The following is a 24874-nucleotide window of genomic DNA, read 5'->3' as shown; positions in this document are numbered from 1 at the left end:
TGACCAGGGTGTGTGAAGCGGGTGTGTGAGGCCGGTGTGTGAGGCCGGTGTGTGAGACCGGTGTGTGAGATCGGCGACGGCGGGCCACGCCCGGCGCCGGGCGGCACGTCATCGGCCGGGTTCATCGGTCGTTCATCGATTGTTCATCGGTCAGGTCGGCGGTGGCGTTCCGGGGCTGGGTTGAGCGGTCGGGCCAGCGGTCGGGTTCCGGGGTTGGGCTCATCGGTTGGGTTCCGGGCTGGGTTCATCGGTCGGGTTCCGGGTCGGAGAGCCAGGAGATGAGCTCGGCGTTGAACTGCTCGGGGCGCTCCTCATGCGGAAAATGCCCGGCGCCCTCGATCAGCCGCCACCGGTACGGCGCGGCCACGAACCTGCTGGAGCCCTGGGCGGTCCGCGGCAGGATGCACGGGTCGAGCGCGCCGTGCAGTTGCAGCGTCGGCGCCTCGATCTCCGCGCGCATCTGACGGGCGTAGCGGAAACCGTCGGGGCGGAGCTGGGACCGGGCGAACCAGCGGTAGTACTCCAGTGCGCAGTGCGCCACGGTCGGAAGCCGCATCGCCTCCCGGTACACCCGCGTCACGCCGTCGCCCGGCCACTGCGGGCCGGCCCACCTCTCGACCAGCCTGCCGACGGCGGCGCCGCCCTTGCGGGTCAGCTTCCGCTCCGGCAGGAAGGGGAGCTGGTATCCCAAGGCGTAACGGCTGGCCTTGAGCTGCCCGAGCGGATCGGTGAACAGCGCGGAGCGCAAGCGCAGCGGATGCGGCGCCGACACCGGCACCAGCCGCCGCACCACCTTCGGATCGAGGACGCTCATCGTCCAGCCCAGCAGGCCCCCCCAGTCATGGCCCACCACGATCGCGCTCGTCTCACCAAGCGCGCGCACCAGCCCCGCCGCGTCGACGGCCAGCGCGGGCAGGTCGTAGCCGCGTGGCGGCTTGTCGCTGGTTCCGTAACCGCGCAGGTCGACGGCGACGGCGCGGTAACCGGCCTCCGTCAGTGCCGCGAGCTGGTGCCGCCAGGTCCACCAGAACTGGGGGAACCCGTGCAGCAGCAGGACCAGCGGCCCGTCCCCGGCCTCGGCCACGTGGAACCGGACACCGCCCGCGTGCACCGTCCGGTGTGTCCAGGGGCCGTCGACCTCGATCAGCGTCTCGTCAACCGGCATCGCTCACGGACTCCCGGTGGGCGCCCACCTGCCCGGCGGTCGGGCCCGTGTACGGCGGCGGCGCCGGGGCCGCGGGCCGCGGTGCGGTGCCGGCCGGGATCCTCTCCGGCAGCTCCTCCTCCGCCTCCTCCGGGCCCGCCAGGCCGCGCAGGCTCCGCCTGGTGCGCTTCATGCCGGTCAACCCCTTGAGCCGGCGGTAACCGACGAGGACCAGCAACCCGGCCATCAGGAGGTAGAACACCGTGACGATCGTGAACGCGAGCCAGGTGGCCAGCCCCACGGCCACGAGGGCGTACGCGATCGCGAACGAGGCCAGGATCAGGCACAGGTGCCCCATGAAGGCCGCGGCGCCGAACAGTCCGGCGGCCACGCCGACCCGCTTCGCGTCGAACTTGAGCTCGGCCTTCGCCAGCTCGATCTCCGACCGTACGAGGGTCGAGATGTGATGGCTCGCCTGGGCGACCAGCGCACCGAGCGATTCGTCCTCGGGCATGAGCGATCTCCTATCTGCGACTATCAAACATCATCCCGTGCCCGTCCGCGCGCGTGCACGGAAGCCCCGCGCCTGTGGATAACCGGTTCGAAGAACGCGACACGCGGAGACCTGCCCCCCGACGACCCGAATATGACGGCTCGGGCGATCCGTACGCTCCGCGCCGCGACCCGCCCTCGGCCGGCGCGGAGACGCGGAAGGCGTGGACGCCGTTCGTCCACGCCTTCCTCACGAAATCGGGCGGCTCGTGATCAGTCGTCGCTCTTGGCGCTGGGCAGCTTCTCCGCGATCAGGTTCATGACCGAGCTGTCGGTCAGCGTGGTGACGTCGCCGAGCGAGCGGTTCTCCGCCACATCGCGCAGCAGCCGGCGCATGATCTTGCCGGAGCGGGTCTTCGGCAGCTCGGGCACGACCAGGATCTGCCGCGGCTTGGCGATCGGGCCGAGCGTCTTGGCCACGTGAGCGCGCAGCTCGGCGGCGACGTCGTCGCTCTCCTCCGCGCTGCCGCGCAGGATCACGAAGGCCACGATGGCCTGGCCGGTCACCGGGTCGGTGGCGCCCACGACGGCCGCCTCGGCCACCTTCGGGTGGCTGACCAGCGCGCTTTCGACCTCGGTCGTGGAGATGTTGTGTCCCGAGACGAGCATGACGTCGTCCACCCGGCCGAGCAGCCACAGGTCGCCGTCCTCGTCGCGCTTGGCGCCGTCGCCGGGGAAGTACATCCCCTCGAACCGCGACCAGTAGGTGTCGACGTAGCGCTTGTCGTCGCCCCAGATGGTCCGGAGCATGGACGGCCACGGCTCGCGGACCACGAGGAAGCCGCCGCCGCCGTTCGGCACCGAGTTGCCCTGGTCGTCGACCACGTCGGCGGAGATTCCCGGCAGCGGCTGCATGGCGGCGCCGGGCTTGGCGGCAGTGACGCCGGGAAGCGGGCTGATCATGATGCCGCCGGTCTCCGTCTGCCACCACGTGTCCACCACCGGGCAGCGGCCGGCGCCGATGTGCTCGCGATACCAGACGTACGCCTCGGGGTTGATGGGCTCGCCGACCGAGCCGAGCACTCGCAGGGACGACATGTCGTACTTCGCGGGGATGTCGTCGCCCCACTTCATGAACGTGCGGATCGCGGTGGGCGCGGTGTAGAGAATCGTGACCTTGTACTTCTGCACGATCTCCCAGAAACGGCCGCGGTGCGGGGTGTCCGGGGTGCCCTCGTAGATCACGCTGGTCGCACCGTTGGCGAGCGGGCCGTACACGATGTAGGAGTGCCCGGTGACCCAGCCGATGTCGGCCGTGCACCAGTAGATGTCGCTGTCGGGCTTGAGGTCGAAGACCGCGTCGTGGGTCCAGGCGACCTGGGCGAGGTAGCCGCCGGTTGTGTGCAGGATGCCCTTCGGTTTCCCGGTCGTGCCGCTGGTGTAGAGGATGTACAGCGGGTCCTCGGCGTCGTGCGGCACCGGCTCGTGCTCTGCGGGCTGGCGGTCGACGAGGTCGTGCCACCAGACGTCCCGCTCGGTGACGGCGACGTCCTGGCCGGTCCTGCGCACCACGACGACGTGCTCGACGCCGGGGCACTCGGCGACCGCCTCGTCGACCGTCGGCTTCAGCGCGCTGGGCGCGCCGCGGCGGAAGCCGCCGTCGGCGGTGACGACGACCTTCGCGTCCGCGTCGTGGATGCGGCTCTTCAGAGCGGAGGCGGAGAAGCCGCCGAAGACCACCGAGTGGATCGCCCCGATTCGGGCGCAGGCCAGCAGGGTGATCGGCAGCTCGGGGATCATCGGCATGTAGACCGCGACCCGGTCGCCCTTGCGCACTCCCAGCTCCTGCAGCGCGTTGGCGGCCTTCGAGACCTCTTTCTGCAGGTCGGAGTAGGTGATCGTACGGCTGTCGCCGTCCGGCTCGCCCTCCCAGTAGTAGGCGACCTTGTCGCCCCGGCCGGCCTCCACGTGGCGGTCGACGCAGTTGTAGGCGACGTTCAGCTTGCCGCCGACGAACCACTTGGCGAAGGGCGGCTCCCACTCAAGCGTGGTGTCCCAGCGCTCCGCCCACGTCAGCCGCTCCGCGACGCGCTCCCAGAACGCGAGCCGGTCCTGTGCGGCCTCCTCGTAGGCCTCCGCCGTGACGTTCGCGGCCGAGGCCAGGTCCGCAGGGGGTTCGAACCGGCGCGTCTCGCTCAGCAGGTTCGACAGCGTCTCCTGGGTTTCCTGACCGGGGGTCTCGGTGGCCACTCCGTACTCCTTCACAGCGTCTAAAAGGTTGTCTCTCGTTCGGCCGCCTCGGCCAAGCTGGGGTATGTCGTGTCCCACTTCACCAGGCGAGCGGTGTCAAGTACAAGTAATCGGGGTGGGGGCGTTTTGTCCGGTTACCGCCTATAACCTGCCAACTTAACGATAGGTGAGGAACTGACCGAGACCGGCGTCGTCTTTGTGCGCTGAACGGCCGTACCTCCTCGGCGAACGACCTTCAACGTGGCGGGTATGGTCGGGGGCTGTGAGCGATCCCCTGGCCGTCATCGCCGGGTTGCCCGGCGTGCCCGAGGCCGTACAGGAGGCCCGAGAGGCCGTCGACCGGCTCTACCGGCACCGGGTGCTGCGCCGGCGCAGTCCCGAGGTGTCGGCCGAGTCGGCCCTGCGCGGCGCGCGCGCCTCCGCCGCGATCGAAGGTGTCGACGTGCCGCTCGAGTCGCTGCGCGGGGGCGAGGTGACCGATCCCGTCGTGCAGGGCGCGCTGCGCGCCTCGGCCGAGGTCGGCCGGCTGGCCCCGACGTGGCGCTCGGCGCCGCGGCAGGTCCTCGCCCGGCTGCACGCGCTGGCGGCGGCCGGGATGACCGTCGACCCCGGCAGGCCCCGGACCGCGTCCACGGCCACCGATCCGCTGGGGCTCGGCCCCGCGCCCGGGCCGGAGGAGACCGCCGCCCGCATGTCGGCCCTCGCCGGGCTCGTCACGGGTTCCACCGCGGCGCCCGCCCTCGTGCTCGCCGCGATCGTGCACGCGGAGCTGGCGGTGCTGCGTCCGTTCGGCGTGGCCGACGGCCTGGTCGCCCGCGCCGCCGAGCGGCTCACGCTGGTCGACCTCGGCCTCGATCCGAAGTCGCTCGCCGTCGTCGAGGTGGGGCACGCCGACCTCGGCGACGCGTACGCCGAGGGCCTCAGGGCGTATCTCAAGGGGACGAGTGAGGGCGTCGGCACCTGGGTGAGGCACTGCGCCTCGGCGGTCGTCCACGGTGTCCGCGAGACGACGGCGATCTGCGAGGCCATGTCCCGCTGATCCGCCCCTGCGCGCCACCGTACGCGGTGCCTGGGCGTGGTCCGCCGGGCCGAGCCGCCGGGTCTGTGGTCCGCTGGGCGCGTGCCGGTCTGCCGGGCCTGCACGGGCGGGTGTGGTGCGCTGGGCCGTGGCCGGGCCGCCATGTGCGGCAGTGGTGTGCGCGGCGCCGGTGTGTGCGGCGGTGGTGTGTGCGGCGGTGGTGTGTGCGGCGCCTGTTGTGGACAAAGCAGACGGCGTCCCTGGTGTGGGACGCCGTCGCCGGTACGTGTCATCGGGCTACCAAGCGTGCACCCTGATTTGTCGGACGGGTCAAGCCCGTCTCGACACGCCTCCCGCGGCTGGTCGCGCGTGGGTACCCGATGCCGTACGTACACGGACCCGCAGGTCCGTAATCCCTTTTTACGTCCGTTTCCCCGAGATGGAAACCCCAAGGCCAAGAGCTTTACCGAGTCGCATGGGTCATTCCTATGCTTATGTCCCCATTGGTGCCGTATGTCGGCATGAGGAAGTGGGGACGGTGACTCCTCGTGGCCCGCTCCACTACCCGTTGCGACGGCGTGTGTCGACATGCCACACTGACTCTGGGGAAAAGTTTTACTCAGATTGGTGAGAGTGCTCGACGTACCTCTCGTGATCAGGCAAGATACGGGTGTGTCTCTCGATACGGAACGGCGTGCGCGGCTTGATGGCGCAGGAGCCCTTGCCATGTCCTGGTCCGTTGTTTAAAGCTTTCTTGTTATAGGGGACCGGCTCTACCCCCCCAGAGCCGGACCGCTAGGCGACCCCCGCTCTCCCCCCCGGCGGGGGTCGCCCTTTTTCATCGATCAACCTGCCTGTGGCCATTAGTGGACAACCCGAACTATCTCGGTCTTGTCCACAGGCCGGGCTTCGTCCACAGAACGCGGTTCGCTCGCCCGCGCCGGTCGCGGCCTCTCGCATCGTGGTCCTCCCGAACACCGAGTCGTCCGGGACGACAGGGAGACACCGATGCCACGCCCACTGGCCATAACCGACGATCAGGAACTCCTCGACGATCTGCTCCGCATCGCCGCCGCCGCGGGCGTCGAACTCGACGTCGCCCACGCGGCCGCCCACGCCCGGCCGTACTGGATCCGGGCCCCGCTGGTCGTGGTCGGCAGTGACCTGGCCGACGATCTGGCCGCCACGGGTCCGCCGCCCCGGCAGAACGTGGTCGTCGTGACACGGACGACCGACGACCCCGACATGTGGCGCAGATGCGTCGCGGTCGGGGCGCACACCGTGCTGGAACTGCCCGAGGCGGAGCGGCTCCTCGTGGAGGAGTTCGGCGACACCGCCGAGCCCGTGACCCGGGCGGGCACGGTCCTGTGCGTCGCAGGAGGGAAGGGCGGCGCCGGTGCCACCGTCCTCGCGGCGTCCCTGGCGCTGACGGCGTCCCGCGGCGGGCTGCGCACGCTCCTCGTCGACGCCGACCCGCTCGGCGGCGGCATCGACGTGCTGCTAGGTCAGGAGGATGCCCTGGGCGCCCGCTGGCCCGACGTCGTCGGGAGGGAGGGCAGGGTGAGCTTCGCCGCCCTCCAGGAGGCGCTGCCCACCTTCGGGGAGCTGACGGTGTTGTCGGCGCATCGCGGTGAGCCGGTGCGCATCCCCCGCGAGGCGATGCGCGTCGTGCTCGACGCCGCGCAGCGCGGCTGCGACCTGGTCGTGGTCGACCTGCCCCGGCACGTCGGCGAGGGCGAGGCCGAGGCCCTCGCCAGGGCCGCCGCGACGATCGTCGTCGTTCCCGCGGACCTGCGGGGAGCGCTCGCGGCGGCCCAGACGGTGACGCTGCTCCGGCCGGGGACCGGCGACCTGCGCCTGGTGATGCGCGCCGGGACGCTCGATCCGGAGGTCGTCGCGGCCTCTCTGTCGGTGCCGTGCGCGGGTGTGCTCCCGGAGACGCGCGGACTCGTGGAGACGGTGGACCGGGGAGACCCGCCGCCGCTGCGCCGGTCCCCGTTGGGCCGCTTCTGCGGTGAGCTGCTCGACTCTCTCTTGGGCGGGCTCTCCCAGAGCGGCAGGACCGGCCGTTCGTCCGCCGGGGCAGGTGGCCCGTGACGCGCCCGGGACCGGCGACCGTTCCCGGGGTCGGCGCGGAGCTGGTCGAGGCGGTGCGCGTACGGCTGTCGCATACCGGCGCCGCCCCCAGCGAGGCCCAGGTGGCGGCCGCCCTGCGCGCGGAGCGGGCCGTGCTCGGCGACTCCGAGATCCTGGCCGTTGCTCGGACGCTGCGCGCCCATCTCATCGGCGCGGGCCCGCTCGAAGCCCTGCTGGCCGAGCCGGGTGTCACGGACGTCCTGGTCAACGGGCCGCGCGAGGTGTGGGTGGACGACGGGGACGGCCTGCGCAGGACGAGCGTGACGTTTCCGGGGGACGACGAGGTCCGCAGGCTCGCTCAGCGTCTGGCCGCAGCGGCCGGGCGTCGTCTCGACGACGCCTGCCCCTATGTGGACGCCCGGCTCGCCGGCGGCGTGCGCCTGCACGCGGTCCTCCCGCCGATCGCGGCAGAGGGGACCTGCCTGTCCCTGCGGCTGCCGTCACGACGGGCGTTCGCGGTGGAGGAGCTCGCCGCGGAGGGCGGAGCCGCCGTGCTCCGCGCGATCATGGCGGCCCGGCTGGCGTTCCTGGTCACGGGCGGCACCGGCACTGGAAAAACGACGATGTTGAGTGCCATGCTCTCGCTCGCCGGCCCGGCGGAGCGTCTGCTGCTGGTCGAGGACTCCGCCGAGTTGCAGCCTCTGCACCCCCACGTCGTACGGCTGGAGGCCCGGCCGCCGAACCTGGAAGGCGCGGGCGGGGTCGGGCTGCGCGATCTCGTACGGCAGGCCCTCCGGATGCGACCCGACCGCCTGGTGGTGGGCGAGGTGCGCGGAGCGGAAGTCGTCGACTTGCTGGCGGCGCTCAACACCGGTCACGAGGGCGGCTGCGGCACGCTGCACGCCAACAACGCCGCCGACGTGCCCGCGCGGCTGGAGGCTCTGGCCTGCGCGGCGGGGCTGACACGGGAGGCGGTGCACAGCCAGATCGCCGCCGCGCTCGATCTCGTCATCCACCTCGTGCGGGAGACCGGTGGCGGCCGTCGCCGCGTCGCGGAGATCTGCGTGCTCGAGCGCGGCCCGTCCGGCCTGGTGACGGCGGCTCCGGCCCTGACCTTCGACGCGGACGGCCGGGCGCGCCGCGGCCCGTCCTTCGAGGCGCTACGAGCACGTTGCCCGGTCTCGTGGCCGTCATGACGCCGCCGGGCGGACCGGCGGCGGGGCTGGTCGCGATGCTTGCCGCCGCCCTCGCCGGCTGGATGTGGGCCGGGCCGGATGCCGGGACGACACGGCTGGCGTCGCTCACGCGGAACCGGCGGTCAAAGGACGCACGCAGGTCCTTGGTTGTGCTGGCCCGCCGCCCACGGCCAGGGGCGACGGCGGCGGCCTGGCGTGCGGCGTCCGTGGAGCTGTGCCAGAGCCTGGCAGCCGAGCTGTCGGCGGGCAGGACCCCCGGAGACGCCCTCGCTCGGGCGGTCTCCTCGGTCAGCCCACCCGATCCGGCCGCGCTCGCCCCGGTGGTCGCCGCCGCCCGAGATGGCGGCGACGTCGCCGCGGCCCTGATGAAGGCCGCGCCCGCGCGCGGCGGCGAGGGATTGGTCCGGCTGGCCGCGTGCTGGCGGGTGAGCGTGGCCGTGGGCGGCGGCCTGATCGCAGTGGTGGAACGGGTATGCGCGTCTCTGCGGGAGGCGCAGGCACATCGAGAGGACGTGGCCGCCCAGCTTTCCGGACCCCGGGCAACCGCCCGGATGCTGGCGGGCCTGCCCGTGCTCGGCCTGCTGATGGCCGCAGGACTCGGCATGGATCCGCTGGCGTTCCTGTTCGGCGACCCGGCGGGGTTCGTCTGCCTGGTCGTCGGGCTCGCCCTCGACGCCGCAGGTGTCTGGTGGACCCACAGGCTCGTCACCCGGGCGGAGGAGCTGACGATGCCCTGATCGGGCGGCGCCGTGATCGGGCGGCGCCGTGATCGGCCGGAGGAGCTGACGGTGCCCTGATCGGGCGGTGCCGTCATCGACCGGACGGCCGTCGTCGTGGGGAGACGCCGCCGACTGTCCTACTGCGGCTGTCCTGCTGGAGACGGTTGTCCTACTGAAAGGGGGCGAGGCATGATCGCCGTACTGGCCGGGCTCTTGACCACACTGGCGATGCTGACGTGGCCGGTTGCCCGTTCGCCGGCTGTGCGGCTGAACGCCGTCGCGGCGTCGGCGGCGACGTCCCGGGGATCACCAGGCGCCGCGCCGATGGGCGCGAGCGCGTCACGTCGAGGGGTGGCCGTCGCGGCACCCGTGGGAGTCGCGCTGTTCCTGCTTCTCGGTGGTCTGGTGGGGGCGTGTGCGGGGACGGCGACGGCCATCGGCCTGTTCGTCGCCGTTCGCAGGCGGGAACCGGCCGAGGTCAGGCGCCGCCGGGAGCGTATGGGCGCAGACCTTCCGTTCGCCGTCGATCTGATCGTCGCCTGTCTCCGAGCAGGGCAACCGATGAGCGGGGCCGTCGAGACGACCGCCGACGCGATCGGGGGTCCGGTGGGTGAGCGCCTCTCGTGGGCCGGTGCTCAGATGCGCCTGGGCGCTCCTCCTGAGGAGGCGTGGGCCGCTCTGTCCGATGAACCGGCGCTCGGCGCTCTGGCCAGAACGATGATTCGGGCCGCCCAGAGCGGCGCGCCGGTCGCCGACGTCCTCACCCGGCTCGCCGACGACGCCCGGCGTGCGGCTCAGGCGACGGCCTCGGCTGCGGCGCGCAGGGTAGGTGTCCACGCCGTCGCACCGCTCGGGCTCTGTTTCCTGCCGGCCTTCGTCTTCCTGGGGATCATCCCCATGGTCGCGGGTCTGGCGGGCCAGATCCTCCTGCCATGAACAACCTGTGGACAGCCTCATCCACAACTGTGGACAGCAGGCGAGGCAAAGGGTACAGACGCTCAACAATCGCTGATCGTCGATCCACAGACGAGAGCGCTGTATTTGTGGAAAACCCCGGTGGCAGGGCTCTTGTCCACAGAACCGCGCTCGGCCCGAATTCCTCCGTCCGTGATCCCGCAGTCTGGCCCCAGCACGGGCGGAGGGGCCGCCCGAGCGGGTCAGGAGGACCGATGAGCAAGCACGCCGCGACCGGCCGGAGGAATCAGACGGGCACGACTCTCCGGCGGCGAGACGGTGACGCCGTGGGCCGTCACAGGGCGCGGCCGTCACGATGGGGGGCGCTCGTGCGCTCGGCACGCAGGGCGCTACTCGGCCGCTCCGGGCGCACGTCCGCGTTCACCCGCTTCGGACGGTGGGCAGGATTCGGCGCTTCCACGGCCTCGGGGTCGTCGTCGCTGTCCGGGTGGGAGCCGAAGCCCGGCAGCCCGCCACAGCGCGCGATCGCGGGCCCGCGCGTGATCGCCGGCCCGCGTTCGATCGCCGGCCCGCGCGCGATCGCGAGCCGGTGGGCGGTTGTGGGCCACGGGGCGGGAGGCAGGCTGTGGACGGAAGATCGCCGCCGCCGATCCGGTGTGAGCCCGCTGGGAAGCGTCCTCGCTCTCAGCGCCCTGGCCGGCTTCCCGAAGGCGGGCGTGCTGCGGAGGTCGTCCGCCGCGCTGCGGCGATCGGCCGCCCGGGCCTCGTGCCGAGTTCGAGAGATGAGCGTTCAGTGGGCGGTGCAGGCCAAAACGAGGGCCGACGCGGGCATGTCCACCGCGGAGTACGCCGTCGGCACGATAGCCGCCTGCGCGTTCGCGGCGCTGCTCTGGAAGGTGGTCACCAGCGGAGAAGTGAGGTCGATGCTCGCCGCGCTCATCCAAAAGGCGCTGAAGCTGGCCGCCTGAGGCCTGCGGTGGTGCGCTGCTGTGCCTGGATGTCGCGTCGGGTGGTGGACGTGCCGCCCCCGCGGGAGCGAGGCTCCGTGACCGCGGAGACCGCTGTCGCGCTTCCGGCCCTCGTGGTGGTGCTGATCGCCTCACTGTGGGCGGTGACGGTCGTGGGCGCGCAACTGCGATGCGTTGACGCGGCCCGGGCCGGCGCACGCGCCGCCGCACGGGGCGAGGCGGCCGAGGAGGTGAGCGCGGCGGTCCTGCGACTGGCTCCCGAGGGTGCCACGGTGTCCATTCGCGTGGGAGCGGACACCACCCGGGTCGAGGTCGTCGCGACCGTCCGGCCGCCCTTCAGATCGCCGCTCCCGTCTGCTCGCCTCCGGGCCGCCGCCGTCTCCGCCACCGAACCCGGCGTTCTTCCGGCGATGTCGGCGGGTTGCGGAGGCGACCCGTTCTGCGGGCCTCGGGCGGACCTCGTCGCTCCGGCACCAGGCGGACGCGAATGACGAGCGGTTCGGAAGCGATGTGAACGCGGCCGGCAGTCGCACTGAACGCAGTCGCACTGAACGCAGTCGCCCTGAACGCGGTCGCCCTGAACGCGGTCGCCCTGAGTCCGGAGGAGCGGGAGGAACGGGGGATCGCGGGAGCGGGGGCACGCGAATGAGGAATCATTCCCGGCCGGCAGGCGCGGGAGCGGTGCATCCGGCGGGACATCCCGCGGAAGTCGGGTGATCACGGCCGCCGGACGGGCCCGGAGCCGATTGAGCGCCGGGACGACTTCGAACGGCCAGGACGTGTCATGGCTGATCGTCGCGGACATGAGGGCAGGCAGAATGAGGAGATTTCAGGCATGCGAAGGCGGAGCGTGCTCCAGTCAGGAGCGCGGCTCGGCGACAATCTGGACGATCGCCCTCATGACCGCCGTTTGGGCCGTGGCGATGGTGGCCGTCCAGGTGGGTGTCGCTCGTGTCGCCCGGCACCGGGCACAGAGCGCCGCCGACCTCGGCGCGCTCGGGGCCGCTCGCGTGGCGCTGGCGGTCCCGGATGAGGCGTGTGACCGTGCGCAGGCGATCACGGCCGCCAACGGGGCTTCGCTGCGGTCGTGCTCGCTGTCGGACGGTGTCGCCGAGGTCGCGGTAACGGTGCGGTTCGTGGTCCCCCTCCTCGGTCCCGCGACGGCCACCGCCTCCGCATCGGCCGGTCCCGTCGGCGCCGCCGCATGAGGGGGCGGTCGCGGCGGGCGGATCATTCCGGCGGAGAAGGACACGGCATATCCCGCCGCCGACCCCCGTCGAGCCGGGATGAGTATTACCGGCCGCTGCGGGCGCGACCGGGCAAATGGCGTATTTCTGATCTTCCGCAATGTGAGACTACTTCTGTCGCAATAGAATCACGACTTCTTAGACATTCGGTCCAAGAGTGGACGGCTGGCGTAAAGTGCCGCGTACTCTCAGTCGCCGTACGTGTTCCGCCGAGGCGGCCGGGGCGGACGGTTCTCCACGAAGGGATACGTCGTGACCAGGGTTCGTCGGCTGGGCACAACGGCCATGATCGTTCTGATGGCTCTGGCGTCCACGCCGATGATCGGTGTCACACCCGCGAACGCGGCCGACGCCGAGATCCTGTCCCCCGCGGACGGGGAGGTCGTCAAGTCATCCGGTGCGGTCGCCATCTCCGCGAAGACGGACTGGTTCCAGATCAGCATGGCCCTGTATGTCGAAGGCCCCTCCGTATCCCGGCAGAAGATCGCGTCCGGCGGTGCGAACCAGACGATCAGCGGATCCTTCGACCCCCGCGACGCCCCCAACGGCACATTCACGGTCAGTTTGTTCGGTGAGGTCACACACAAGACCTACGCCACCTCCACCTTCGTGCTCAGCCGTCCGCCGGAGGCTCCCTCAGGGGTCGAGGCACGGCTCAAGAACCCCTCGACGATCCTGGTCGGCTGGGCGAAGGGCGCAGAGCCCGACCTGCAGTCGTACGAGATCACCTCGGTCAAGGCCGGCAAGTCCGGGTCCGTGTCCGCCGACTCCGCCTGCTCCGGTTCCACCTGTCAAACGAGCCTCGCGCTTCCGGCCGGTATGGGTGGACAGAAGGTGGACGTCTCCGTCCGCGCGTTCCGATCGGACGGCACCGGCGGCTCCGTGGCATCTCAACGGTCCGCGGCCGCGTACGTGACCGTTCCCGCCCCCAAGGCGTCCGCGAGCCCCTCTCCGTCTCCGTCGCGGAAACCGGCCGCCCAGTCGGTGGGCAAGTCGCGCGCCGCCGAAACTCCGAAGACGCATCGGTCCACCGCCGTGCCGAACGCGGAACCGGCACTGCCGCAGAACGCCACGCTGCCCAAGGACACCGAGCTGCCGAAGGACACCGAGCTCACGCTGCCGCAGGCGAACGGTGGCAGTGACCAGACCGAGCCGGTGGTCGCCCCGGACAAGACCGACGATCCGAAGATGACGGCGCAGTCCTCTTTCCTGCCGCTCGGCGGGCTGAGCTTCGGCGTGTACGTCGCGCTTGCCGTCGTCCTGCTGCTCACGGGCGCGAATCTGGGCGCCTGGCTGCGGCGCAAGGGCCTGACGAGCGACAGCGCGGGTGAGGGACGATCCGGGAGCTCGCAGCCGCGGTCGGTGACAGGAAGGACAGGCGCCTCGCCCGAGGCTGCGACGGTGGCGAGCGGTGCGGCCGCCGTCAGCGGCACCGCCACGGCGAAGGCCAGGGGAAACGTGCCGCTACGACGTCCCTCCGTGATCCTGGCCAGGCCGAAGGCCCGCGAGAATCTCCCGGATCCGGAGGCCGACACCGAGATCCGCCTGGGCGCCGTCTCCCCGACGACCGAGGACACGACCACGGACACGGGCGCGAGCGTGTCCGCGAACTCGAATACAGACGCGGGCGTGATCAAGGGCGCGAGCGTGGCCGCGACGACGGATACAGACGCGAGCGTGGACGCGACTACAGGCATGGCCACGACCTCGAATACGGACACGGGCGTGACCACGGACACGGGCATGGCCGCGACCACGGATACAGACGCGGGCGTGATCGCCGACGCGGGCGCGACCACGGACACGCGTACGGGGACCAGGTTGTCCGATCAGGAGCCGGCTGCTTTCCTCGACCGGCCGGACCAGCAGGAGCCGCTGCCGGCAACCGCGCAAATCGGCCCTACCGCTGACATCGGGTCCACCGGCGAGATGCCGTCTTCGGGGGCGCTGCCCGGACAGATGCCGGCGGTTGTGGCGCCGGCGAGGCTCGCGGGTAGGGCGCCGGCGGGGGCCGCGGGTAGCCCGCCGGCGGGGCCTGCGGGTGCGGCGATCAACGGCCAGATGCCGGAACGGCCGCTTCGGCAGCCCGAGCCGGACGTCTGGACGGAGGACGACGAGAGCCTCCGCTCCGGCCGCCGCCCCGAGCTCTGACGGCCGCGTGGTCCCGGCAAGGGCCGGGTGGTCCCGGCAAGGGACCCGTGTTTCCCCAAGGGGACTTGTGCCTGCGGCGCTTGCCTGCCTGCCGGGAGGGCCCGTACCCGGCCTGACGTGTTCCGCGCGCCGGATCGGGTGCTCAGCTGGATCAGGTGCGCAGGAGGATGTCGAGGAGGCGGATCGCCCCGGCCTTGTCGAGCGGCTCGTTGCCGTTTCCGCACTTGGGGGACTGGATGCAGGACGGGCAGCCGCGTTCGCATTCGCACGAGGCGATCGCCTCCCGCGTCGCCGTCAGCCAGTCGGACGCCCGGGCGTACCCGCGCTCGGCGAAGCCCGCGCCTCCGTCGTGGCCGTCGTAGACGAAGACCGTGAGCAGACCCGTGTCGGGGTGGAGTTCGGTGGACACGCCGCCGATGTCCCAGCGGTCGCAGGTGGCGAACAGGGGCAGCAGGCCGATCGAGGCGTGCTCGGCCGCGTGCGCCGCCCCGCCGAGATCCGCGGGGTGTCCGGGCTCGATGAGCTCGGCGAGTGCGGGCGTGGGCAGGGTCCACCAGACCGCACGTGTGCAGAGCGTGCGCGGCGGCAGGTCGAGGGGCTCCTCGCCGAGGACCTCCCCGGTCTGGGCGCGCCGTTTGAGGTACGAGACGACCTGCCGGGTGACCTCCACCGAGCCGAAGTGAATGGTCCCCGGCCCGAAGGGCCGCGAACGCAGCGACTCCATCACCCGGATGTCGGTGACGTCCCGCGCGAAGGTCGCGTAGTCCGGTTCGGCGGCGGTGACCAGGGCGACCCCCGCGTCCAGATCGAGCACGTCGACCACGAACGTCTCGCTCTGGTGCAGATAGACGGCTCCGTGATGGACCATGGTGTGCGCCGACGGCTCGTCGACCGTGCCCAGCAGGCGGCCGGTGGACGCCTCCACGACCTGCACCGGGGCGCCGCCCGAGCCACGGATGTCGGCCAGATCGGCCGCGCGGTCCCGGCTCGTCCAGAACCACCCTGTGGGGCGCCTTCGCAGCAGTCCCCGGCTCACGAGGTCGTCGAGCACGCCGCGCGCCGCCGGGCCGAAGATCTCCACGTCGCCCTCGGTGAGCGGGATCTCCGCGGCGGCGGCGCACAGGTGGGGCGCCAGCACGTACGGGTTGTCGGGGTCGAGGACGATGGCCTCCACCGGCCGTCCGAACACCGCCTCCGGATGATGGACGATGTAGGTGTCGAGCGGGTCGTCCCGCGCGATCAGCACGGCCAGCGCGTCCTGGCCCGCGCGGCCGGCCCGGCCCGCCTGCTGCCACAACGATGCGCGGGTGCCGGGCCATCCGGCGATGAGGACCGCGTCGAGACCTGAGACGTCGACGCCGAGTTCGAGCGCGTTGGTGGTGGCCAGGCCGGTCAGTTCGCCCGAGCGCAGGGCCTTTTCGAGCACCCGCCGGTCGTCGGACAGGTAGCCCGCCCGGTAGGCCGCCACCCGGTCGGACAGCCGCCCTCCTCCGCGATCTGTCCGGCCTCCCGCGTCGATCTCAGCCGGCTCTCCGGCCTCCGTGGCCTTCGCGGGGGACCGCCCCCGCCCGCCGTTTCCGTCGAAGGCCTCGTCCGGAACGCCGCCGAAGGCGTCGCGAAGAGCTCCGCCGTCGTCCGGTCCGCTCACTTCTTCCGGCCCGCCCTCGGCGTACTCCCCGTACGGCACGGGCTCCTCGTCGAGAAGGGCCTCGACCTCCTCCAGCGTGCGGCGGGCGGTGAGGGCCACGGCCTCCGCGGCGCGGCGGGAGCGGACGAACGCGAGAGTGCGCACGTCCTCGATCACGAGGTCCGCCAGGAGGTCGGCCGCCTCGGCCGTGGCCGTACGGCGGACGGGGGCCCCGCTCTCCCCGCGTAAATCGGTCAGGGGCGGCTCCCACAGGGCGAAGGTGGTCGAACCCCTGGGAGAGGCGTCCGTGGTCACCTCGGCCATTTCAAGGCCGGTCAGACGCACTCCCGCGGCGGCGGGGTCGCTCGCGGTGGCCGACGCCAGCAGGAACACCGGGGAGGAGCCGTACCTGGCGGCGACCCGGCGCAGCCGGCGCAGGATCTGGGCGACGTGGGAGCCGAAGACGCCCCGGTAGCCATGGCACTCGTCCACGACCACCAGCTGCAGCCGTCGCCAGAATGACGACCAGGACGAGTGCCGGGGCAGGATCGACCTGTGCAACATGTCCGGGTTGGTCAGCACGTAGTTGGCGTTCTGGCGGACCCATCGGCGTTCCTCGGGCGGTGTGTCGCCGTCGTAGGTCGCGGCGCGCACCTGCGTCAGCCGCAGCGAGCGCAGAGCCCTGAGCTGGTCGGCGGCGAGCGCCTTGGTCGGGGTGAGATACAGCACGGTGCCACCGGAGAAGATCTCCGTGACGGCCGGCACCAGGTAGGCCAGGGATTTTCCGGACGCGGTTCCTGTGGCAATGATCACGTTTTGGCCACGTTTAACCAGCTCGGCGGCCATAAGCTGGTGTTCCCACAGGCCGGAGACCCCCTGTGCGCGCAGCCGCGAGACCAGCAGATCAGGGGCCCATTCCGGCCACCGTGTCTCACCTGCCTGACGTGCTGGAACATGCTCCACGTGAGTCACGCGCCCCCGGCGTGCGGGAACGGCGAGCAGACGGGTGAGAAGGTCGCCTGTTCGGGCAGAGGACGAAGAAGTCGGAGTCACTGGTTTCCAGTTTGGCATCTGCGGGGAGAGTCGCCCGGAGTCGTGATTTCGTATAGACACGGAGTCGTAGCGTGGTTGAATGCCGCGCATCGGGTCGTGCCTCTGGACTACCAGGATGCATGACCTGTATCGAGACCTACGCAAGTAAGGCGCTGGAGGATCTGTGGATCTGAAGTTGGACCACCATTCCGAGGACAATCTCACCATCGTCGATGTCGAGGGTGAGATCGACGTCTACACCGCGCCCCGACTGCGTGAGCTGCTGATCGACCTGGTCAACAAGGGCAACTTCCACCTGCTCGTGAACATGGAGAAGGTGGACTTCCTCGACTCGACCGGCCTTGGCGTGCTGGTCGGCGGCCTCAAGCGGGTGCGGGCGCACGACGGCTCCCTGGAGCTCGTCTGCACACAGGAGCGCATCCTGAAGATCTTCCGTATCACCGGTTTGACGAAGGTCTTCGGGATCTACGCCTCGGTCGAGGAGGCCAAGGAAGCCCACGGCCGGGACAAGTGACGGTCGAGGATTCAGCCACATGGCCACCGTCGAGCTGACGTTCAGCGCTCTGCCCGCCCACGTGCGTACGGCACGGCTGGTCGCCACGGCCATCGCCCGGCGCACGGGAGTGGCGGAGGCGATCCTGGACGAGGTGCGGCTCGCCGTCGGAGAGGCGTGCTCGCGGGCTGTGGAGGCGCACCGCCTCCACTGCCCGGGGGAGCCGGTTCGCATCGAGTTACGCGATGACGCGGGGCGTTTCGAGGTGACGGTCACCGACGCCGCCCCGGGTGAGGACGTGACGCCTCAGGTGCTGGAGGCGGACGGCAGCCTCATGCCCGAGATGGACAACCTGGGCATCGCGGTGATCGCGGGACTGGCCGACGACGTCGAGGTGCTCCCCGGGCCGAAGGGCATGCGCATCCGCATGAGCTGGCCCGCGTCGCCCAACGGCATCGCCGCCCTCTGACCTCCGGGAGCCTCCGAGAACCTCCGAGGAGATCAAAAGGACCTCCGAAGAGATCAGGAGCCTCCCAAGAGATCCCTGAGCTTCCCCAGATGTCCCTCAGCCTCCGAAGACGGCCCCCAGAGCCTTCGGAGCCTCCCGGGGGCATCCGAGGAGGACCTTCAAGGACCCCCGACGACTCCGACGCCCCTTTGGCGCGAGGTCTTCGAGGGGAGACTTCGAGCAGATCGAGTGTCGCCCCCGGCGTGACACTCGATCTTTTGCTGTGCCCGGCCTAATTTCGGGGAGGCCGAAACTAAGAACAAGGGAGTACCGTAACCAGGGCGACCCTTGCCGCCGCGCCCCTGACTGTGCTGGTCAAACCACCTTCATAGCGCCGCAAATGTTCGCTCATTACTGGACGCCGCCTCGATTGCGAGGCACGAGGGCCTTCATATCCGTGGCATCGCTGCGTAGACTCCCGGCACCGGCCAAGGTATTGCGGATGCAACCGGAAGCGGCACTTGCCAACCGCCCGGAAGTGCGCCGCACGGCCAGTCGGATCGTCGGCGCCGTCCGGGCAGGACCGAAACCCCGTCTGGCCGAGGAGGACGGATGTCTGCCTATCACGCCGCTGGCGAGAGCGCAGCGGTAGCTTTGAATGGTTCCCATCTCACCCTTGTCATAGTCGTCGCCGTAGTGGCGTTGCTCGCTCTTGCCGTCGCGGGCGGCCTGGTGCGCGAGGTGCTCGCCGCCGGGCAGGGCACCGAGCGAATGCAGAACATCTCGCGTGCCGTGCAGCAGGGCGCCGCCGCGTATCTCACGCGGCAGTTCCGGACGCTTGCGATATTCGTCGTCATCATTCCGTTCCTGCTCCTGCTGCTCCCGGCGGGCTCGACCGGCGAGAGAATCGGCCGGTCCGTCTTCTTCGTGGTCGGCGCGGTGTTCTCCGCGCTGACCGGTTTCATCGGCATGTGGCTCGCCGTACGTGGAAACGTCCGAGTCGCGGCCGCCGCCCGCGAGTCGGGTGAGAAGACCGCGATGCGCATCGCGTTCCGCACGGGCGGCGTGGCCGGCATGTTCACGGTCGGCCTGGGCCTGCTGGGCGCCGCGATCGTCGTGCTGGTCTACAAGGGCGACGCGCCGAACGTCCTCGAGGGGTTCGGCTTCGGCGCCGCGCTGCTCGCCATGTTCATGCGTGTCGGCGGCGGCATCTTCACCAAGGCCGCCGACGTCGGCGCCGACCTGGTCGGCAAGGTCGAGCAGGGCATCCCCGAGGACGACCCGCGCAACGCCGCCACCATCGCCGACAACGTGGGTGACAACGTCGGCGACTGCGCCGGCATGGCCGCCGACCTGTTCGAGTCGTACGCGGTCACCCTGGTCGCGAGCCTGATCCTGGGCAAGGCCGCGTTCGGCACCGAGGGTCTCGTCTTCCCGCTGATCGTCCCGATGATCGGCGTGATCACGGCGGTCGTCGGCATCTTCACCACGGCTCCCCGCTCCGGCGACCGGTCCGGCATGGCCGCCATCAACCGCGGCTTCTTCATCTCCGCCGCGATCTCGGCCGTGCTGGTGGCCGTCGCGGCGTTCGCCTACCTCCCGTCGAGCTTCGCCGAACTGTCCGGAGCCTCCGCGAACGTCGCCGCGCTCACCGCCGACCCGCGCCTGATCGCCATCGGCGCGGTGCTCGTGGGCCTGGTCCTGGCCAGCGCCATCCAGGTCCTCACCGGCTACTTCACCGAGACCAACCGGCGCCCGGTGCGGGAGATCGGCGAGAGCTCGCTCACCGGCCCCGCCACTGTCATCCTGTCCGGCATCTCGGTCGGCCTGGAGTCCGCGGTCTACTCGGCGCTGCTGATCGGCGGTGCGGTCTACGGCGCCTTCCTGCTCGGCTTCGGCAACGTGACCGTGGCGCTGTTCGCCGTGGCCCTCGCCGGCACCGGCCTGCTGACCACGGTCGGCGTGATCGTGTCGATGGACACCTTCGGCCCGGTCTCCGACAACGCCCAGGGCATCGCCGAGATGTCGGGCGACGTCGAGGGCGAGGGCGCCCGGGTCCTCACCTCCCTGGACGCGGTCGGCAACACCACCAAGGCCATCACCAAGGGCATCGCGATCGCGACCGCCGTGCTCGCGGCGACCGCGTTGTTCGGCTCGTTCCGCACCGCGGTCGAGAGCGAGCTCGCCAAGGCGACGCAGGGGGTGAAGGACGCCCTGGGCTCGTTCGCCGACTTCAGCCTGTCGGTGGACGCCCCGAACGTCCTGGTCGGCCTCATCGTCGGCGCGGCCGTGGTGTTCCTGTTCTCCGGTCTCGCGATCAGCGCCGTCGGCCGCGCCGCCGGCCGGGTCGTGTACGAGGTGCGCGAGCAGTTCCGCACCAAGCCCGGGATCATGGACGGCACCGAGCTGCCGGACTACGGCCGTGTGGTGGACATCTGCACCCGCGACTCGCTGCGCGAGCTCGCGACCCCCGGCCTGCTCGCCGTGCTGACCCCGATCGCGGTCGGCTTCGCGCTCGGTTACGCGCCGCTCGGGGCCTACCTGGCCGGCGCCATCGCGGCCGGAACGCTGATGGCGGTGTTCCTCGCCAACTCCGGTGGCGCCTGGGACAACGCCAAGAAGCTGGTCGAGGACGGCCACCACGGTGGCAAGGGCTCGGAGGCGCACGCCGCCACCGTGATCGGCGACACCGTCGGCGACCCGTTCAAGGACACCGCCGGCCCGGCCATCAACCCGCTGATCAAGGTGATGAACCTGGTCGCACTGCTGATCGCCCCGGCCGTCGTCACGTACGCCGACAACGTCGCGGTGCGCGTCACCGCGACGGTCGTCGCGGTGGCGGTCGTGGTCGGCGCCGTTGTGGTCTCCAAGCGCCGCGCCACGGGTATCGCCCCGTCCGGCGAGGCCGACGAGGCCTCCCGTGCCACGGAGCCCGTCGCCCACTGACGCGGCCCGCACCACGGCCCGAAGGTCCCTCGCTCGTGGAGCGGGGGACCTTCTCCATACACTGAGCACTTATGGACAAGCCGAACGGGGGCAGGACGCTGGCGCTGATCCTGCTGACCATGGCGGTGATGATCGCCGTGATCGTGGGTCTCGCTGTCTGGGCCATGCCGTGAGCGCCCGGACGCTCGTCGTGGTCAGGCACGCCAAGGCCGGTCACGCGCCCGGCCTTCCAGACGGCGAACGTCCGCTCACTCCCGGCGGTGAACGGGACGCCCGGGCGGCCGGGGAGGAGATCCGGCGAATCGTCCCCGGGCTCACCACAGGGCTCACCACAGGGCGCACCACAGGGCGCACCGCAGGGCTCACCTCGGGGCCCACCTCGGGTCTCGTCCTATGCTCGCCGTCGGTCCGCACCCGCAGGACCGCCGAGCTGCTCGGCCTCGACGCCCCCCTTGAGATCGAACGCGACATCTACGAGGCCTACCCCGACGACCTGCTCGGCGTGCTGCGCCGTACGGACGGCGAGATCGGGTCGGTGGTGCTTGTCGGCCACAACCCGGGCGTGCACGAGCTCGTCGCCGCCCTGACCGGCACCAGACTCGACGGCTTCCCACCCGGCGCGTACGCGGTGATCGAGCTGGACGTGCCGTGGGAGGACGTCGCCCCCGGCACCGGACGGCTGGTCCACGTGAGCCGCACCTGATTGCGGCCCGGCACGGCGGGTAGTAAGGGCGCCTGCCGCTCAGGAACGTCGTGCTCGCCAGGGCGCCGAGGCTGGAGGATCCACGGCTCGCGCTCGGTTTCGGCCTGACCGGGGCCGCCTGCCTGCTGATCCCGCTGCTCGTGGGCCTGCTCACCGGGCACCCCGCGGGCGGGGCGACGGTCGGCCTCGGCGCGTGGCTGGTCGCGGCGCGGGCCATCACGAACCCCGCGGGCGTGCGCACGCTGTACATGCTCGGCGTCATGCTGTCGGTCGGCGTGGGGACGTCGCTGGGGATCCTGCTGTCGGGCAGCGGCGGGGCCATGGTCCTGGTCGCCTCGGCCCTGGCCGGGCTGGGCGGCCTGGTGCGCCCGATCGGCGTCACCCCGGCGCTCACGCTGCTGCTGACCGCCGCCAACCCGCTGCCGCTCGATCCCGTGCCGCACGCGGGCCTGCAACTGCTCGGCGGTCTGCTGGCGGCCGTCCTGCTCACCCTGCCCTGGCCGTGGCGGCGCACCCGCCCCATCGTCGCGATGCTGGGGGAGACCGCCGACACCCTGGCCGGGTTGGTCGGGGCCGTGGCCGATCCCGCGGTGGGTCAGGACGAGTGGGACGAGCGCCGCAGGAAGGCCGCCGACGCCATCGCCGAGGTCCGCACGGCCCGAGCCCGCCGTGTCTGGTGGGAGCGGTCGCGGGCGGCCGGGGACGTCGCGCTCGCGCTGCGCCGGGTGTTCCACGAGATCATCGCGTTGCGCGGGCTGTGCGACACGCTGGCCCGGCGTGCGCCCGGCGGGGCGGACGAGGCGGGGCTCGGCGACCTCGTGGCCTCGCTGTCCGCGGCGCTGAGCGCCTACCTGGCCGACTGCCCGCCCACGCACGTCCCCGTCATGGATTTCGGCGATCGGGTCGACCGGCTGCGCGACCAGGCCGCGGGCGGCGAGCGCGAGATGGTCGTGCTCGTCCTCCTCCGGCAGATCGCCCACAGCGTCACGCGGATCCAGGAGGCGCTCGACGGCTCCACCGAGGCGGCCCGCCGCCTGTGCACGCACGGCCTCGATCTGACCACGCTGGCGGCTCCCCCGTCGCTCGCCTTCGACGATCCGCGCGTGCGGCACGCCCTGCGGGTCGTGCTCGGCACGGCCTTCGCCTCGATCATCATCGTGCTGGTCAAGCCGGCGTTCCCGCACTGGCTGGTGATCGCGGTGCTGGTCACCATCCAGCCGACGTACGGGGAGACGCGGGCCAAGGTGTGGGCGCGGGTGAGCGGCAGCACGGCCGGGGGTCTGGTCTCGGCCGCCGTCCTGACCGTCGCGCCGGGTCACTGGACGCTCGTCGCGCTGATCGGGGTGTCGGCCGCGCTGGCGTTCGGCCTGGCCCCGACGCACCAGGCCTACTGGGCGACGTTCATGACGATGTGCGTGCTCCTGCTGCTCGACTTCCAGATGCCGCAGACCGCACGGATCGCCGAGTCGCGGGTCGTGCTGACGGTCGTGGGCGGCGTCATCGCCATCGCGTGCGCGCGACTGCTGTGGCCGCGGGGGGAGACGGAACGGCTGGCCGAGCGGGTCGGCCGGATGATCGACTCGCACGCGGCGATCGCCCGGACGCTGGCGCAGCTGGCCAGGGGGAAGGCGGGCGTGGAACGCGCCGAGGAGCGGGTCAGGAAGGCCGCGGTGGACGCCGAGATGGTGGCGGAGGCGCTCGGCTACATCGCCGAGGAACCCGGCGGCACGGCGCCCGAGGCCGTCGGCGAGGCCCTGGACGCGGCCCAGCGGGTCCGCGACGACCTGCTGACGCTGATCTCGGTGCTGCGCGACGAGCCCGCAGGCGGCGGGCCGGTCCCCGACGTCCTGGACGCCGTGGCCGGCCACCTGCGGACCGCCGCCCGGGGCGTGCGGGGGCGGGAGCCGTACGAGCCGGCGGCGGAGGTGAGCCGGGGGCTCGCGGACAACGCCGTATGGGTCGGCGCCCAGGCCGAGCGCCGCCTCAGCGAACTGGAGGCGGACGTGACCGAGCCGGGCTCGGGGCGGGCGCTGCTGCGCACCGCCGCCGTCGACCAGGCGCTGCGGTCGCTGGGCGCCGACGCCGTACGGCTGTGCGCGGCGGCGGCCGGCGCCTTCGCGAACCGGCCCTGAGGTCTCAGGTCATGGTGGGCGGCATGCCGTCCTCGGCGTCGGCCGCCTCCACGTCCTCGCGGGAGATGCCGAGCAGGTAGAGGATCGAGTCGAGGTAGGGCACGTTGACCGCGGTGTCGGCGGCCTGCCGCACGATGGGCTTGGCGTTGAACGCGATGCCGAGCCCGGCGACGGCGAACATGTCGAGGTCGTTGGCGCCGTCGCCGATCGCGACGGTCTGGCTCAGCGGGATGCCCGACTCGGCGGCGAAGCGCTCGAGCGCCCGGGCCTTGCCCGGCCGGTCCACGATCTCGCCGACGACCCGGCCGGTGAGCCGGCCGTCGACGACCTCAAGGGTGTTGGCGGCCGAGTAGTCGATGCCGAGGTCGGCCACCAGAGAGTCGGTGATCTGGGTGAAGCCGCCGCTGACGATGGCGAAGCGGTAGTCGAGCCGTTTGAGGGTCCGCACCAGCGTGCGCGCGCCGGGGGTGAGGACGACCTCCTTGACGACCTTCTCGAAGACCTCCTCCGACAGCCCTTCGAGCAGCGCGACCCGCCTGACCAGCGACTCGGCGAAGTCGAGCTCGCCGCGCATGGCCTCGTCGGTGACCCGGGCGACCTCGTCGAGACACCCGGCGTGCCGGGCAAGCAGCTCGATGACCTCGTTCTGGATCAGCGTCGAGTCGACGTCCATCACGATGAGGCGCTTGGCGCGGCGGTGCAGGCCGCTGCGCTGCACGGCCACGTCCACCTGCTGCGCCGCCGCCTCCGCGGCCAGCTCCGCGCGCATCGCCTGCGGGTCGGCGCCGGAAACGGCGAGCTCGATGCATGTCACCGGATAGCTCGACAGTCGCTCGATCCTGTCGATGTTCGCGCCGCTCGCCGCGATCCGGGCGGAGATCCCGGCCATGGCGGCGGGCAGCAGCGGCGCGCCCAGGACGGTGACGTGCAGCCGCCCGCGTCGCCGCTTCTCCTTGGAGATCGTGCCGGTGGCGATCTCCAGGTCCATGTCGAGGTCGGCGGCGACCTGCTCGACGGCCGTCCACAGACCGCCGAGCGTGCCCCCGGTGCCGGTGGGCGGACCCCCGGCGTAGGCGACGAGGACACCCAGGGTGAGGCGGCCTCGGATGACGACCTGCTCCACGTCGGCCACGACGACCGGGAACCCGGCCAGCACGGAAAACAGCCGCGAGGTGACGCCCGGGCGATCCGGACCGGTCAGCGTGATCAGAAGCGTGCGCTGGTTCACGTTGTTTGAGGTTACTGCGCCGCTTGTCATGAGCGCGCACGAGGTTCACGATGCGGACGTCTTCATGC

Annotated in this window: 19 protein-coding genes; 14 read left to right on the top strand and 5 right to left on the bottom strand. The window is 71.6% G+C overall.

The genetic code is table 11. The annotated features are described in order from the left end of the window. Positions 1–244: 244 nt before the first annotated feature. The 3 genes from ACGFIB_RS06660 to acs all read right to left on the bottom strand — a co-directional run bounded on the left by ACGFIB_RS06660 (position 245) and on the right by acs (position 3886). Positions 245–1165, bottom strand: coding sequence for an alpha/beta fold hydrolase (locus ACGFIB_RS06660; protein ID WP_142567654.1), 921 nt, complete (start codon positions 1163–1165; stop codon positions 245–247). Further along, positions 1155–1658 carry a phage holin family protein gene (locus ACGFIB_RS06655; protein WP_357016240.1) on the bottom strand — a complete coding sequence of 168 codons (504 nt, stop codon included), beginning with the start codon at positions 1656–1658 and terminating at the stop codon, positions 1155–1157. Before ACGFIB_RS06655 ends, ACGFIB_RS06660 begins: the two co-directional genes overlap by 11 nt. 251 nt (positions 1659–1909) lie before the next feature. Then, on the bottom strand, positions 1910–3886 hold the full coding sequence (acs, locus tag ACGFIB_RS06650) for an acetate--CoA ligase (protein ID WP_357241786.1): 1977 nt from the start codon (positions 3884–3886) through the stop codon (positions 1910–1912). Positions 3887–4148: 262 nt separating this feature from the next. On the opposite strand from acs, the gene ACGFIB_RS06645 reads away from it, so the two are divergent. The 9 genes from ACGFIB_RS06645 (at position 4149) to ACGFIB_RS06605 (ending at position 14176) form a co-directional block, all read left to right on the top strand. Beyond that, the gene (locus ACGFIB_RS06645; protein WP_393369078.1) at positions 4149–4925 is read left to right on the top strand and encodes a Fic family protein; all 777 of its coding nucleotides are present in this window, start codon (positions 4149–4151) and stop codon (positions 4923–4925) included. A 987-nt stretch (positions 4926–5912) separates the two neighbouring features. Continuing rightward, entirely contained in the window at positions 5913–7001 is a 1089-nt protein-coding gene (ssd, locus tag ACGFIB_RS06640) for a septum site-determining protein Ssd (RefSeq protein ID WP_393369075.1), read from the top strand. Next, on the top strand, positions 6998–8176 hold the full coding sequence (locus ACGFIB_RS06635; RefSeq protein WP_393369072.1) for a TadA family conjugal transfer-associated ATPase: 1179 nt from the start codon (positions 6998–7000) through the stop codon (positions 8174–8176). The genes ssd and ACGFIB_RS06635 overlap by 4 nt, the downstream gene beginning before the upstream one ends. Next, positions 8173–8913, top strand: coding sequence for a type II secretion system F family protein (locus ACGFIB_RS06630; protein WP_393369069.1), 741 nt, complete (start codon positions 8173–8175; stop codon positions 8911–8913). The genes ACGFIB_RS06635 and ACGFIB_RS06630 overlap by 4 nt, the downstream gene beginning before the upstream one ends. 171 nt (positions 8914–9084) lie before the next feature. Continuing rightward, the gene (locus ACGFIB_RS06625) at positions 9085–9831 is read left to right on the top strand and encodes a type II secretion system F family protein (RefSeq protein WP_357258789.1); all 747 of its coding nucleotides are present in this window, start codon (positions 9085–9087) and stop codon (positions 9829–9831) included. A 233-nt stretch (positions 9832–10064) separates the two neighbouring features. After that, entirely contained in the window at positions 10065–10778 is a 714-nt protein-coding gene (locus tag ACGFIB_RS06620; protein ID WP_393369064.1) for a DUF4244 domain-containing protein, read from the top strand. 77 nt (positions 10779–10855) lie between these two features. Further along, positions 10856–11269, top strand: a complete 414-nt coding sequence (locus ACGFIB_RS06615; protein WP_393369061.1) for a TadE family type IV pilus minor pilin — start codon at positions 10856–10858, stop codon at positions 11267–11269. A 312-nt stretch (positions 11270–11581) separates the two neighbouring features. After that, positions 11582–11986, top strand: coding sequence for an Rv3654c family TadE-like protein (locus ACGFIB_RS06610; protein WP_393369058.1), 405 nt, complete (start codon positions 11582–11584; stop codon positions 11984–11986). Between the two features lie 291 nt (positions 11987–12277). Beyond that, positions 12278–14176 carry a hypothetical protein gene (locus tag ACGFIB_RS06605; protein WP_393369055.1) on the top strand — a complete coding sequence of 633 codons (1899 nt, stop codon included), beginning with the start codon at positions 12278–12280 and terminating at the stop codon, positions 14174–14176. A gap of 151 nt (positions 14177–14327) precedes the next feature. On the opposite strand, the gene ACGFIB_RS06600 is transcribed toward ACGFIB_RS06605, so the two are convergent. Then, positions 14328–16616, bottom strand: a complete 2289-nt coding sequence (locus tag ACGFIB_RS06600) for a DEAD/DEAH box helicase (RefSeq protein WP_393369052.1) — start codon at positions 16614–16616, stop codon at positions 14328–14330. A gap of 403 nt (positions 16617–17019) precedes the next feature. Between ACGFIB_RS06600 and ACGFIB_RS06595 the strand changes: the two genes are divergently transcribed. From ACGFIB_RS06595 to ACGFIB_RS06575, 5 genes are all read left to right on the top strand, one after another. Beyond that, complete coding sequence (locus ACGFIB_RS06595) at positions 17020–17370, top strand: STAS domain-containing protein (RefSeq protein ID WP_030506779.1); 351 nt, start codon at positions 17020–17022, stop codon at positions 17368–17370. Between the two features lie 19 nt (positions 17371–17389). Next, entirely contained in the window at positions 17390–17818 is a 429-nt protein-coding gene (locus ACGFIB_RS06590) for an ATP-binding protein (RefSeq protein ID WP_191051001.1), read from the top strand. A 591-nt stretch (positions 17819–18409) separates the two neighbouring features. Then, positions 18410–20743: a sodium-translocating pyrophosphatase gene (locus ACGFIB_RS06585; RefSeq protein ID WP_191051000.1), complete on the top strand. Its 2334-nt coding sequence runs from the start codon at positions 18410–18412 to the stop codon at positions 20741–20743. A 169-nt stretch (positions 20744–20912) separates the two neighbouring features. Then, positions 20913–21446: a SixA phosphatase family protein gene (locus ACGFIB_RS06580; protein WP_393369049.1), complete on the top strand. Its 534-nt coding sequence runs from the start codon at positions 20913–20915 to the stop codon at positions 21444–21446. Positions 21447–21496: 50 nt separating this feature from the next. Next, positions 21497–23578 carry an FUSC family protein gene (locus ACGFIB_RS06575; protein ID WP_393369046.1) on the top strand — a complete coding sequence of 694 codons (2082 nt, stop codon included), beginning with the start codon at positions 21497–21499 and terminating at the stop codon, positions 23576–23578. Between the two features lie 4 nt (positions 23579–23582). Here ACGFIB_RS06575 and serB read toward each other — a convergent pair whose 3' ends face one another. Further along, positions 23583–24806, bottom strand: a complete 1224-nt coding sequence (serB, locus tag ACGFIB_RS06570; protein ID WP_189104852.1) for a phosphoserine phosphatase SerB — start codon at positions 24804–24806, stop codon at positions 23583–23585. Between the last annotated feature and the right edge of the window lie 68 nt (positions 24807–24874).

The sequence above is a fragment of the Microbispora bryophytorum genome (assembly GCF_043197435.1).
GTDB lineage: Bacteria > Actinomycetota > Actinomycetes > Streptosporangiales > Streptosporangiaceae > Microbispora > Microbispora bryophytorum.
The sequence above is the reverse complement of the archived record's forward strand: the minus strand, read 5'-3'. Positions and strand labels throughout refer to the sequence as shown.

Excerpts from the sequence above, each read along its gene's own strand:
- ACGFIB_RS06660 (WP_142567654.1), bottom strand. The coding sequence starts at position 1,165 with ATGCCGGTTGACGAGACGCTGATCGAGGTCGACGGCCCCTGGACACAC.
- ACGFIB_RS06655 (WP_357016240.1), bottom strand. The coding sequence starts at position 1,658 with ATGCCCGAGGACGAATCGCTCGGTGCGCTGGTCGCCCAGGCGAGCCAT.
- ssd (WP_393369075.1), top strand. The coding sequence starts at position 5,913 with ATGCCACGCCCACTGGCCATAACCGACGATCAGGAACTCCTCGACGAT.
- ACGFIB_RS06630 (WP_393369069.1), top strand. The coding sequence starts at position 8,173 with ATGACGCCGCCGGGCGGACCGGCGGCGGGGCTGGTCGCGATGCTTGCC.
- ACGFIB_RS06625 (WP_357258789.1), top strand. The coding sequence starts at position 9,085 with ATGATCGCCGTACTGGCCGGGCTCTTGACCACACTGGCGATGCTGACG.
- ACGFIB_RS06620 (WP_393369064.1), top strand. The coding sequence starts at position 10,065 with ATGAGCAAGCACGCCGCGACCGGCCGGAGGAATCAGACGGGCACGACT.
- ACGFIB_RS06610 (WP_393369058.1), top strand. The coding sequence starts at position 11,582 with ATGAGGGCAGGCAGAATGAGGAGATTTCAGGCATGCGAAGGCGGAGCG.
- ACGFIB_RS06590 (WP_191051001.1), top strand. The coding sequence starts at position 17,390 with ATGGCCACCGTCGAGCTGACGTTCAGCGCTCTGCCCGCCCACGTGCGT.
- ACGFIB_RS06585 (WP_191051000.1), top strand. The coding sequence starts at position 18,410 with ATGTCTGCCTATCACGCCGCTGGCGAGAGCGCAGCGGTAGCTTTGAAT.